General features: G+C 63.2%; 11 protein-coding genes. 8 read left to right on the plus strand and 3 right to left on the minus strand.

Translation table 11 applies throughout. The annotated features are described in order from the left end of the window. Positions 1-163 precede the first annotated feature (163 nt). Together C7449_RS04620 and C7449_RS04625 are read left to right on the plus strand one after the other, a co-directional pair. Positions 164-691 carry a DUF4142 domain-containing protein gene (locus C7449_RS04620; RefSeq protein ID WP_108001622.1) on the plus strand — a complete coding sequence of 176 codons (528 nt, stop codon included), beginning with the start codon at positions 164-166 and terminating at the stop codon, positions 689-691. Positions 692-1,052: 361 nt separating this feature from the next. Then, entirely contained in the window at positions 1,053-2,177 is a 1,125-nt protein-coding gene (locus C7449_RS04625; RefSeq protein WP_108001623.1) for a site-2 protease family protein, read from the plus strand. Positions 2,178-2,272: 95 nt separating this feature from the next. On the opposite strand, the gene C7449_RS04630 is transcribed toward C7449_RS04625, so the two are convergent. Further along, the gene (locus C7449_RS04630) at positions 2,273-3,103 is read right to left on the minus strand and encodes a universal stress protein (RefSeq protein WP_108001624.1); all 831 of its coding nucleotides are present in this window, start codon (positions 3,101-3,103) and stop codon (positions 2,273-2,275) included. A gap of 583 nt (positions 3,104-3,686) precedes the next feature. On the opposite strand from C7449_RS04630, the gene C7449_RS04635 reads away from it, so the two are divergent. Together C7449_RS04635 and C7449_RS04640 are read left to right on the plus strand one after the other, a co-directional pair. After that, on the plus strand, positions 3,687-4,526 hold the full coding sequence (locus tag C7449_RS04635) for a universal stress protein (RefSeq protein ID WP_108001625.1): 840 nt from the start codon (positions 3,687-3,689) through the stop codon (positions 4,524-4,526). A gap of 45 nt (positions 4,527-4,571) precedes the next feature. Further along, positions 4,572-5,555 (plus strand): zinc-dependent alcohol dehydrogenase family protein, encoded by a 984-nt coding sequence (locus tag C7449_RS04640; protein ID WP_108001626.1) that lies wholly within the window; start codon positions 4,572-4,574, stop codon positions 5,553-5,555. Positions 5,556-5,615: 60 nt separating this feature from the next. Here the strand turns inward: C7449_RS04640 and C7449_RS04645 are convergent, their stop codons facing one another. Together C7449_RS04645 and C7449_RS04650 are read right to left on the minus strand one after the other, a co-directional pair. Beyond that, positions 5,616-6,089, minus strand: coding sequence for a YbhB/YbcL family Raf kinase inhibitor-like protein (locus tag C7449_RS04645; RefSeq protein ID WP_108001627.1), 474 nt, complete (start codon positions 6,087-6,089; stop codon positions 5,616-5,618). A 16-nt stretch (positions 6,090-6,105) separates the two neighbouring features. After that, positions 6,106-6,783, minus strand: coding sequence for a phosphoribosyltransferase (locus C7449_RS04650; protein WP_108001628.1), 678 nt, complete (start codon positions 6,781-6,783; stop codon positions 6,106-6,108). Between the two features lie 477 nt (positions 6,784-7,260). Between C7449_RS04650 and arcD the strand changes: the two genes are divergently transcribed. The 4 genes from arcD to arcC are packed head-to-tail and all read left to right on the plus strand — an operon-like array spanning position 7,261 to position 11,990. Then, a complete protein-coding gene (gene arcD / locus C7449_RS04655; RefSeq protein ID WP_108001629.1) occupies positions 7,261-8,736 on the plus strand; it encodes an arginine-ornithine antiporter in 1,476 nt (491 codons plus the stop codon). Between the two features lie 45 nt (positions 8,737-8,781). Next, entirely contained in the window at positions 8,782-10,008 is a 1,227-nt protein-coding gene (gene arcA / locus C7449_RS04660) for an arginine deiminase (RefSeq protein WP_108001630.1), read from the plus strand. A 39-nt stretch (positions 10,009-10,047) separates the two neighbouring features. Then, complete coding sequence (locus C7449_RS04665; RefSeq protein WP_108001631.1) at positions 10,048-11,052, plus strand: ornithine carbamoyltransferase; 1,005 nt, start codon at positions 10,048-10,050, stop codon at positions 11,050-11,052. 2 nt (positions 11,053-11,054) lie between these two features. Next, a complete protein-coding gene (gene arcC, locus C7449_RS04670) occupies positions 11,055-11,990 on the plus strand; it encodes a carbamate kinase (protein WP_108001632.1) in 936 nt (311 codons plus the stop codon). Positions 11,991-12,089 lie beyond the last annotated feature (99 nt).

The raw sequence follows: 12,089 nt of genomic DNA on the forward strand, positions 1-12,089 counted from the left end.
CGCAGATTAAGTTCCGAGACCGCAGAGTTACATCAGCGTCCGGAGGCATGTCGTTCTTCCCGATCATGCCCCCGAAGCGGACCGGCCCAACCGGCTTGCCTTCGAGCGCGGCGGGAACAAGCTCTGGGCTCCTTTGTTCGACGGGTTTTCAAAGGAGAGAGCGATGCGACAGATAGGTTTGGCGGTCGCCGTCATGATGGCGGCAACATCCGCATTGGCGCAATCTGCCACCGAGAAAACCGGTGTGAACTCTTTGCTGGGAGTGGCGCCAAGCACGCAAGACTTCGTGAACGAGGCTTCCATGAGCGATATGTTCGAGATCGCATCGAGCAATCTCGCGCTGGAGCGAGCCGATGGCGCAACCAAGGATTTCGCACAGGAAATGGTGCAGGACCATCAGAAAACCACGACGGAACTGCAGCAACTCATCAAAGACGGCAAAGTTAAGGCTACCCCCGCGTCGGCCATGTCCGACGATCAGAAGAGCAAGCTGGACAACCTGAAGCAACTCCAAAGGTCGGATTTCGTGAAGCGATATCAGGACGACCAGGTCAAGGCACACAAGGATGCCGTCGATCTCTTCAAGCGCTATGCCGACGGCGGCGACAATCAGGATCTGAAAGCTTGGGCTGCAAACACGCTCCCGACCCTGCAGCACCACCTCGCGATGGCTCAAGACCTGGAGAAATGAACGTAAGTGAAGTACTTGGAGATGTCACCCTGAACCTGCCCACGCCCGGCCCGGTCGCATTCATTCGACCGGCTCGGGTGAAGGGGCTGCCGCCCGGCGATGGCGACACCCTCCGGGCGAGGATCAAGGCAGAAAGGTTTTTCCGATCGCCATCCGGGACCTTGGTCGGTCTTGCTCACCAGTTGCTCAGTTTCAATGTTTGACAACGAGCATCCGGGCGGACTGCGCGGCCGTTTTCCGGGCCGGTGCAGATTGCCGGTTTGACGTAAGGCAGAGGTCAAGCCACACTTGAGCTACGGTCGGTCTTCATCCGGCAAGAATGATCTTCGCCGGTGGCGCCGGGGCTGCAAGGTGAGAAGCAATGGAATGGTCCGTCAAGCTTGGAACCGTCGCCGGAACCGCCATCCGTTTACATATGACGTTCGTGCTGCTGCTGATCTGGATCTGGTTCATGCATTATCGGATCGGCGGGGCGCCGGCCGCCTGGGAGGGCATCGCCTTTATCATCTGCGTGTTCGGATGTGTCGTTCTGCATGAGTTCGGGCACATTGCCGCCGCGCGCCGATTTGGTATCAGGACGCCCGATATCATCCTCCTGCCGATTGGCGGCGTGGCGCGGCTGGAGCGCAACCCGAGCAAACCGCTCGAGGAGTTGCTGATCGCGGTTGCCGGCCCGCTCGTCAATGTGGTGATCGCGGCTCTGCTCGTCACAGCTATCGGCGGCGTCGTCGGCTGGGAGCAGCTGACGACGCCGCAGGACCCCGGCCTCGACTTCATGGTCCGACTGGCCGGCGTGAACATTTTTCTCGTCCTGTTCAACCTGATACCGGCTTTCCCGATGGATGGCGGCCGTGTGCTGCGGGCGTTGCTGGCCATGCACTGGTCCTGGGCGCATGCCACGAAGGTTGCGGCAAGGATCGGGCAGGGGGTCGCCTTGGCGATGGGCATCGCCGGCCTGTTCTACAATCCGCTCCTCATCCTGATCGCGGTTTTCGTCTTCCTCGCGGCACAGGCAGAGGCGCAAGGCAGCGATTTGCAGGCAATCTCCAAACAGGTGGCAGTTGGCGACGTCATGTTGACCGAATTCTCCGTGCTCGGCGGTTCGGCGAGCATCGACGAGGCGGTCGCACTCCTGCTCGCGACCAGCCAAAACGAGTTTCCGGTTGTCGGCCCGGATGGGGTAATCGAGGGCCTGCTGACCCGCGACGGCATCATCGGCGCGATGAAGGAGAGCGGGCCGCAAACGTCCGTCCGTGGCGTGATGCGGACTGACATTCCCCTCATTGCGGGAGATACGCCGATCGACGAAAGTCTCCGCATCATGCAAGCCGCAGGCGCGCCGGCCGCAGCCGTGGTCGACCGCAACAAGCGGCTGGTCGGCCTGATGAATCGGGAGACGATAGGCGAATTGCTGATGCTACGCGCGGCCGTCGAGGACTTCCGCTTCGATTCCCTCCGTCGCCACAAAAAAGGTTGGCGCGGTTGATGAGCGATCGGAACCGCGCCTGCTTCAAAGCTTCTGTGCAGCCGGGGGCGAGTACTACTTGATCGCCGCATTCGCGCCTTTGCCGGACGACCCGTTCAATGGGCCATCAGAACCGGGACCTTGGTTTCGTCCAGCATCGTGCGCGTGGCGCCGCCAAAGACGAATTCTCGCAGTCTCGAATGCCCGTAAGCACCCATGACGATCAGGTCGGCGCCGATTTCCAGGGCGTGTTTCTGGAGCACCGCGGCGACAGGTCGGCCGGTACTCGGCAGAACGTCAAGCGTAACCTCGATACCGTGGCGTGCCAGGTAGACGGCAACATCTGCGCCCGGCTCTTCCCCGCTGGCTCTCGGCGTGGAGACGGGGTCGATCATGGTGACATGAACAGCGCTCGCTCCTTTCATGATCTCCAACGCGTCGCGGACGGCAGCGGCCGCCTGCGGTCGAGAATCCCAGGCAAGCAGAACGGTCTTCGGTTTCAAGGTCGCTGCCCTGCCCGGCGCACAGAGGAGGAGCGGCCGCCTGGATTGGAACAGCCCCCCGAGAACGATCTGACGCTTCAGGTCGTCATCCTCGTATGTAGCCGGACCGATCAGCACCAGGTCGGCGTAAAGGGCGCGCTCGCCGATATCGTAGGCCACCCCCGCCAGCTCCGAAAAGATACTCTCAACGTCAAAGGATAGTCCGGTAGAAGCGAGCTGGGTCGCGACCTGTGCGACTAGTGTGGCGAGATCCTCGATGCACCGGTCCCGATGCTCAAGCCAGGCCGGTGCCAAGGTCTCGTAGCGCCCGGTGGGGGTGGGTGCCATCGCAACGATGAAGATGCTGAGATGAGCGCCGACCTCGCTGCACATCTCCGTGGCAGTCCTCAGATCCCGATCGCTTTGCGAGGCGCCCATGACGGTGAGAATGGTCTTGAACGACATTGCTTCCTCCATTTTTCGCGGATTCGATGCGGCAAACGCGATCTGCAAATGTCAGACGGCTCGGCGGACCGTTTCATGCGGCGCCTCGGATGAAGCATCCGTCCCCCGGTCGCCGATGCGCCAGCTATGGCGCGCCTGAGCTGAACCTGGCCGGCGGGCACGCGGGGGGATTATCTTTGTCAAACGGGGCCGCGGTGCTTGCTTTTGCCCGCTGCAGGTCGCCTCGGCCAAGTTCCGGTTGGCGTTGCTCAGGGTCGCAGATCGGAAGGCCGCGGATGCGATGAATGGTGGCGTAAGCCGGGCGCGGCGGCATTGATGCGCATCAAGGATGGGATGCCCACATGGGCTAGAATACACCAATCTTTTTCCAAGCATGGTGCGCAGGATATACTGTGAGAACTGGCGCGGCTCCGAGATCGGTGGGGCTCCGGATTGTCAAAGATCCGCGTTCGATGGTCGACCGGCTTTTGAGGAACTGATCCAGGAGGATGTCGAGATCAGCGCTGAACGCCGCAGTTGAGACATGTTTCAGGGACACGCCGCCTCCCGCAGATGAAGGCGGCACAATGGAGGGAACATCGCGATGAGCTGGAAGACCGTTCTGTATGTGACTGCGCCGGGTGAAGGCGACGCGGACCTGAAGGCTGCCATCGCCCTCTGCAATTCCACCGGGGCCCATCTGTCGGTGCTGGTGATGGCCACCGCAGCGCCGCCTCCGATCGGCGAATACGCTGCCGTGGTGTCCGAAGCATGGAACGAGGAGCGCCAGCTCGACATGAAGGCCCTGTCGGAGAGAGTGGCGCACGTATCATCCGTCCTCGGCGCATCCGAGGTTTCCCATGACGTGACCTCGACATATTGCGAGCTCGCATTGGCCGACGGCGAGGTCGGCGCTCATGCGCAATATGCCGACCTTCTGCTTGTCGGCGCCGGCCTGCCGGACGAGCGCAGGGTGCGGACCAGCGTGCTGGAGGGTGGTCTATTCCGCTCGCCGGCGCCGGTTCTTCTCGCTCCGTCCGACATGCCGGTCCGTGTCGATCCCGAGGTGATCGTCCTGGCATGGAACTCCAGCCTGGAAGCCTCGCGCGCCGCCAGACACGCGATCGATCTGATGAAGGCCGCCAGAGAAGTGCGTGTCACCCTCGTCGATCCCGATGCATCAGAAGGTGCCAATGGAGAAGAACCCGGCGCGGACATTGCCAGCTTTCTTGCCAGGCACGGTATCAACGTCACCGTGGACCTGCTGTCCAGCGGCCAGCGGCCGGTTGCCGCGGTATTGAAGCAGCACGCCATGGATGTTGCGGCCGGCATGATCGTCATGGGCGCCTATGGCCATTCGCGGCTGCGTGAATGGATCTTTGGCGGCGTGACCAGGGAGATGCTGAAACAACCGCCATCCGTTCCGATGCTTGTCTGCCATTGATCCTGCAGTGAGTGTTGCGTCGGCGGGATTTGAATCGAGGCTACAATGAGGGCGATGGTTCTTCGAAAGGTCCGAACGCCCCTGGTAGAAGAGGAGCGGCCGGACCCGCAGCCCGCGGCGGGCGAGATGCGGATGCGCGTCGAAGCCTGTGCGGTCTGCCGCACGGACCTGCACGTGGTGGACGGCGACCTCGACCAGCCCAAGCTGCCCCTGGTGCCGGGCCATGAGATCGTCGGCATCGTCGATGGCGTCGGAGCGGGGGTGGGCGTGGCGCGGCTTGGCTGTCGCGTCGGCGTGCCGTGGTTGGGGCATACCTGCGGGCGCTGCGCCTACTGCCGTTCCGGCGCCGAGAACCTTTGCGATGCACCACTGTTTACGGGCTACACCCGGGATGGCGGGTTCGCGACGCACGTGGTGGCGGATGCCGGCTTTGCCTTTGATCTCGACCCGCGGGCCGATCCGGTCGCGTTGGCGCCGCTGCTCTGCGCCGGCCTGATAGGCTGGCGTTCGCTGAAGAGGGCCGGGGAGGCGCGGCGCATCGGCATCTACGGCTTTGGCGCTGCCGCCCACATCATCGCCCAGGTCTGCAGCTCGCAGGGCCGGGAGACTTTTGCCTTTACGCGGCCAGGCGATGTGGACGCGCAACGCTTCGCCAAGGAACTGGGGGCGGTCTGGGCGGGCGGATCGGACGAAACGCCGCCGCAACCCCTCGACGCGGCGATCATCTTCGCGCCGGTGGGCGGCCTTGTGCCGGTTGCGCTGCGTGTCGTTCGCAAGGGCGGGCGCGTGGTATGCGGCGGCATTCACATGAGCGACATCCCGGCCATGCCCTATTCGATCCTCTGGGAAGAGCGGGAGCTCGTCTCGGTCGCCAACCTGACCCGCAAGGATGCCGAGGAGTTCTTTCCGGTCGCGCGGCGGGCGGGCGTCCGGACACGGACGACGACATTTCCGCTCGATCAGGCCAACGAGGCGCTCGCGGAACTGAGGGCAGGCCGGATCAGCGGCGCGGCGGTACTGGTGCCCTGACCCCAATTAACGCTTTTCATTGGCGCCCGTTGCGACACCGGTCCTGTCAGACTGGCCATGTCACTTCCCCGCCTTGCGATACGTACCAACGAGCTCCGTATTGGCGATGATATGGTTGTGCATCGTCGCTACGATCTGGTCCTTGCCGGCCGCCGGCGACACCTTGAGCCGTTCATTCAGCGCATAGAGCTTGAAGAAGTAGCGATGCGTCCCGATCGGAGGACAAGGACCGCCGTACGCCTTGCGATCCCACCCGTTCCTGCCTGCCTCGGCCCCTGATGGCAGGTGAGTGGTTGCCTCCGGCAGGCCTGGCAGGTCGGCGGGCAGGTTGAAGACGACCCAGTGCACCCATGTCGTCTTCGGATGCGCCGGATCAGGCGCATCCGGGTCATCGACGATCAGGGCAAGGCTCTTTGTTCCCGCCGGGACATCCGCCCACGCAAGGGGCGGAGAAATATCCTGGCCTTCGCACGTGTAGAGCCTGGGAATGGTTCCGCCGTTTTCAAAGGCGGGCGAGGTGATGGTGAAAGGCATGGGCGCCTCCGCAGGTTCAGTCTCGTTGCGGTGCTTCAGGACCTGGGCCGTTCAGGGCCTTCACCTCTTCAAGGGCATCCAGCACATTCTCGTCGGAAAGCTGAGGGAATTGCCGATAATACTGTCCGACGGCACGGAAGTCCGCAGGCACCTCGAGGCAAACGACAGCGTCGGCCTCCTTGCGCAATGTGTCCAGCGCTTCGACGCTTGCAACCGGGACCGCGAGCACGATCTTCCGGGGATGCCGCTTGCGCAGGCCGGCGACTGCGGCGCGGGCAGTCGCGCCGGTCGCCAGGCCGTCATCGACAATGATGACCGTCTTTCCGGCGAGATCCCGGTCAGCCCGGTCTCCGAGATAGAGGCGCCGGCGCCGGCGGATTTCCTCCAGCTCGCGCTGGCAGCATTTCTGAAACAGGGGCTCGGTGATTCCAGTGGCGCGGATCACCTCCTCATTGCGGACGATGGCCGGCGTCTGTCCATCGATGACCGCGCCCATCGCCAATTCGGGATAGGAGGGAATGCCGACCTTGCGCACAAGTGCAAGGTCGAGAGGCGCCTGCAGCGCCTTCGCGATCTCTACTGCAACCGGCAGCCCCCCTCGCGGCAGAGCATATACGATAACCGCGGCACCGGAGTATTCCTGAAGCGCTTGGCCGAGCATCCTGCCGGCCTCGGTGCGATCCTGGAAGGACATGGCACACCTCCAGATCGGTTTCGATCGTCTGAGGAGCAAACGCCAATGCGGTGCATCGATGCGCCTTGATAATGCCACGCCTGCAGGGTCGCTTTCAATAAATCAGCAGTACCGGGGACTAGTGCGCATCAAGATTTTTCTCCGGACGGGATTTTCGTCTGCTGCATGCGCCACACTGAAACGTGATCTGCCACGCTGAAATGCCGTGCGGATGATGGACGGCGAGGGTGCGGGAAAGTGCAGCTCAACGCCACATGACTTCCCGGCAATCCCTTGCGCCTGCAAGGTCTTACGCGTTCGGCAGTGGCGTCGATCATTCTGGTTTGCCCCTGCTTCGCCGGCAACGCGGGCGATCGGCCACGCAGCCGCCAATGCGGAAACAGCCTTTCCGCGTAGCATCCGGTAAGTTACGTCCGCCAGGGCCAAAGGCGTTGCAAAGTGGTGATTGGATGGGACACAGGCTCGATCGGAACGCCAATGGCTATCGCACAAGAGCATGTCTTTGTGGCGGAGGAACCCTCCGACAAGCTCAGCTTGTTGCCGCTGACGGCCCTCGTTGTCGGCTCGATGATCGGTGGCGGCGTCTTCAACCTGCCGTCTGACATGTCGCGCGCTGCCTCTGCGGGCGCCATCCTTATCGGCTGGACGATCACCGGCCTCGGCATGCTGATGCTGGCCCTGGTGTACCAGTCGCTGGCCAACCGCAAGCCCGACCTGAACGCCGGCCCCTATGCCTATGCCAAGGCGGGCTTCGGTCCCTTCATCGGCTTCAACAGCGCCTGGGGTTACTGGTTGAGCGCCTTTCTCGGCAATGTCGCCTACGCCGTCGCCATCTTCTCTGCGCTTTCTTTCTTCGTGCCTGCCTTCGGTGACGGGAACAACCTCCCCTCGATCGTGGGTGCCTCGCTCTGTCTGTGGCTGATTCACGCCCTTGTCCTGAAGGGAATCAAGCAGGCCGCGTTCGTCAACATCGTCACCACCATCGCCAAGCTGGTTCCGCTGTTCCTGTTCATCGTGATTGCGATCATCGCCTTCAATTGGAACAGGTTCACCTTCGATTGGGGACGTAGTGCGACGGGTGAAGGAGGCCCCGGGCTCGGCAGCATCCTCGATCAAGTCAAGAGCACCATGCTGGTCACGCTGTGGGTGTTCATCGGCATCGAGGGGGCGAGCGTCTACTCGGCCCGTGCGGCGCGGCGGTCGGATGTGGGCCGCGCCACCGTCATCGGCTTCCTCGGCGCGCTCGGCATCTATGTCCTGGTGTCGCTCCTGTCGACCGGCATCCTCAGCCAGCCGGAACTCGCCGGGCTGAAGGTGCCTTCGATGGCGGGCGTGCTGGAACCCCTGGTCGGACGGTGGGGCGCCTCGCTGGTTAACCTGGGACTGATGATCTCGGTCGGCGGCGCGTTCTTGTCCTGGACCCTGCTTTGCGCGGAGATCCCGTTCACTTGCGGGCGGGACGGGACCTTTCCCAAGTGGTTCGCGGCGGAGAACCCGAATGGCTCGCCGGTCAACGCGCTCTGGGCGACGAACATCCTCATTCAGGTGTTCCTGGTGCTCAGCTTCTTCTCAAAGAGCGCCTACCAGTTCTTCTATTTCATCGCGTCGGTCGCGATCCTGCCGCCTTACGTGTTCTCCGGGGCCTACGCGTTCAAGCTGGCGCTTTCCGGCGAAACCTACGGCGGCGCAGACGACCGGGTGCGTCGGCGTGATCTCTGGATCGGCCTGATCGCCACCCTCTACGGCCTCTGGCTGGTCTATGCCGCGGGGCTCAGCTACCTGCTGATGTGCTCGGTGCTCTTTGCCCCCGGCATCCTGGTCTACGCGTGGGCTCGGAGGGAACACGGCGAGCCGGCCTTCGTCGGCAAGGAACTTTTCATTGCGGCGGGTATCGGCCTGCTGGCCGTGCTCGCCGTCTATCTCATGTGGACGGGGACGATCACTCCGCTTTAGGCGCCACCGCCCGATTTGCATGTTTGCTGCCGTGGAGGTTCGACAATGCGCAGTTTCGGGGTCCATTCGGAAGTCGGCAAACTGAGAACGGTGATGGTCTGCAGGCCGTCCCTGGCCCATCAGAGGTTGACGCCGGGCAATTGCCACGACCTTCTGTTCGACGACGTGATCTGGGTTCACGAGGCTCAGAAGGATCACTACGATTTCGTGCTGAAGATGCAGGAGCGCGGCGTCGAGGTGCTCGAGCTCCATGATCTGCTTGCCGAGACGCTGGCCGACGCCGAGGCGCGCCGCTTTGTCCTCGACCGCCGTATCGTGCCCAATGTCCTCGGCATCCAGATCGCCGAGGCAATGCGGCCATGGCTGGACGAAATGCCGGCCCAGAACCTCGCCGCCTTCCTGATCGGCGGGATTGCGGTTTCCGATCTGCCGGAAATGCGTGGCAAGGGATTGATGCTGGAGGCGCTCGGCGCGCCCGAGTTCGTCATTCCGCCGATTCCCAACACGCTGTTCCAGCGTGACCCTTCCTGCTGGATCTACGGCGGCGTGACCTGCAATCCGATGTTCTGGCCGGCGCGCCGCGCCGAAACCCTCGTCCAGCGGGCGGTCTACAAGTTCCACCCGGACTTCAAGGGTGGCGATTTCCGCATATGGTGGGGCGATTCCGACGAACAGTTCGCCAATGCGACGATGGAAGGCGGTGACGTCATGCCGATCGGCAACGGCGTCGTGCTGGTCGGGATGGGCGAACGCACCACCTATCAGGCGGTCGGCCAGGTGGCGCAGGCGCTTTTCAAGGCCAAGGCGGCCACGCGCGTGATTGCCTGCCTGATGCCGAAGAGCCGCGCAGCAATGCATCTCGATACGGTGTTCAGTTTCTGCGACCGCGATGTTGTCACCCTGTTCGCCGACGTCGTCGACCAGATCCGCTGCTACAGCGTCCATCCGGTGTCGGATGACGGCGCGTTCGAGGTCCGCCCCGAATCAAAGCACATGCTGGAGGTCGTTGCCGAAGCGCTCGGCGTTCAGAAGCTGCGGACCGTCGCCACCGGCGGCAACGCCTACGAGGCGGAGCGCGAGCAATGGGACGACGGCAACAATGTCGTGGCGATCGAGCCTGGCGTGGTCGTCGCCTACGACCGCAACACCTACACCAACACGCTTCTTCGCAAGGCGGGCGTCGAGGTGATCACCATCCGCGGCTCCGAACTCGGCCGCGGCCGCGGCGGCGGGCACTGCATGACCTGCCCGATCTGGCGCGAACCCGCCTGAAGACGGCGACCCCAACGTTCAAAGGTTTGGAGCAGCATCATGAGCCTCAATCTTCGCAACCGCTCGCTTCTCACGGTGCAGGACTACACGCCGCGCGAGTTCCGCTTCCTTCTCGATCTCGCCCGCGACCTGAAGCGGGCCAAGTATGCGCGCACGGAACAGAAGCATCTGGAGGGCAAGGAGATCTGCCTGATCTTCGAAAAGACCTCGACCCGCACGCGCTGCGCCTTCGAGGTCGCCTGCTCCGACCAGGGCGCCAACGTGACCTACCTGGATCCGGCGGGCTCGCAGATCGGCCACAAGGAATCCTTCAAGGACACCGCCCGGGTGCTTGGTCGCATGTATGACGCCATCGAGTATCGCGGTTCGGCACAGGCAGGCGTCGAGACGCTCGCCAAGTACGCCGGCGTTCCCGTCTACAACGGCCTGACCGACGAATACCATCCCACGCAGATGCTGGCCGACGTGATGACGATGCGCGAGTTCAGCGACAAGCCGATCGCCGACATCAAGTACGCCTATGTCGGCGACACCCGTTCCAACATGGGGCACTCGCTGCTGATCGTCGGCTGCCTGATGGGCATGGATGTCCGGATCTGCGGGCCGAAGTCGCTCTGGCCGGCCGACGAATATCGCAAGATTGCCGAGGGCCTGGCTGAAAAGTCCGGCGCCCGCGTGATGGTCACCGAGGACCCGGCCGAGGCCGTCAAGGGCGTCGATTTCATCCACACCGATGTCTGGGTTTCGATGGGCGAGCCTAAGGAGGTCTGGAAGGAGCGCATCAATCTGTTGACGCCCTACCAGGTCAACGCGGCGCTGATGAAGGCGAGCGGCAACGCCCAAGTGAAATTCATGCATTGCCTGCCCGCATTCCACGACACCGAAACCGTGGTCGGCAAGCAGATCGCTGCGGACTACGGCATGTCGGACGGGCTGGAGGTCACGAACGAGGTGTTCGAGTCGGAGGCCAATATTGCCTTCGAGCAGGCCGAAAACCGCCTGCACACGATCAAGGCGCTGCTCGTCGCGACACTGGGAGACTGACCATGCGCATTGTGATTGCTTTGGGCGGGAATGCGCTCCTGAAGCGCGGCGAACCGATGACCGCAGAGACGCAGCGCCGCAATATCCGCGATGCCGCCATGGCGATCGCTCCCATCACCAAGGAACATCAGGTGGTGATCACCCATGGCAACGGGCCCCAGGTCGGCCTGCTGGCGCTGCAGGGCGCCGCCTACAAGCCGGACGAAGCCTACCCGCTCGACGTGCTCGGCGCCGAGACGGAGGGAATGATCGGCTACATGCTCGAGCAGGAACTCGGCAACCTCCTGCCCTTCGAAGTACCCTTCGCCACGCTGCTGACCATGGTCGAAGTCGACGGCGACGATCCCGGCTTCGCCAATCCGACCAAGTTCGTCGGCCCCGTCTACGCCAAACCCGACGCCGACCGGCTGGCGGCCGAGAAGCAGTGGATTTTCAAGCAGGACGGAGACAAGTGGCGCCGCGTCGTGCCATCGCCGATGCCGAAGCGGATCTTCGAGATCCGGCCGGTGAAGTGGCTGCTCGAGAAGGGGACGATCGTGATCTGTGCCGGCGGCGGGGGTATCCCGACCCTGTACGAGAAAGGCAAGGAGCGCTTGCTCGTGGGCGTCGAGGCGGTGATCGACAAGGACTTCTGCTCGGAACTGCTGGCGCGGGAGCTCGATGCGGACCTGTTCATCATGGCGACCGACGCCCAGGCCGTCTTCACCGACTGGGGCAAGCCGGAGCAGAAGGCCATCCATCGCGCCAACCCGGCATCGATCGGCGGTCACAGCTTTCCGGCCGGATCCATGGGGCCGAAGGTCGAGGCGGCGTGCCGCTTCGCCAGCAAGACCGGCAAGTCGGCGGCGATCGGCGCCCTGGCCGATATAGCCGCAATTGTCCAGGGGGACCGCGGAACGATCGTCAATGCGGCCTTCGAAGAGATGACGTGGCACTGAAATATGGGTCCGGGTCTGCCGAAACGTTCGGCAGATCCGGAATAGGACATGCGCACATCTAAGGGCCTGACTCGGGATCGCGTGAAGCACGTGACCCGC

Origin of the sequence: Mycoplana dimorpha (assembly GCF_003046475.1) — a bacterium.
Taxonomy (GTDB): domain Bacteria; phylum Pseudomonadota; class Alphaproteobacteria; order Rhizobiales; family Rhizobiaceae; genus Mycoplana; species Mycoplana dimorpha.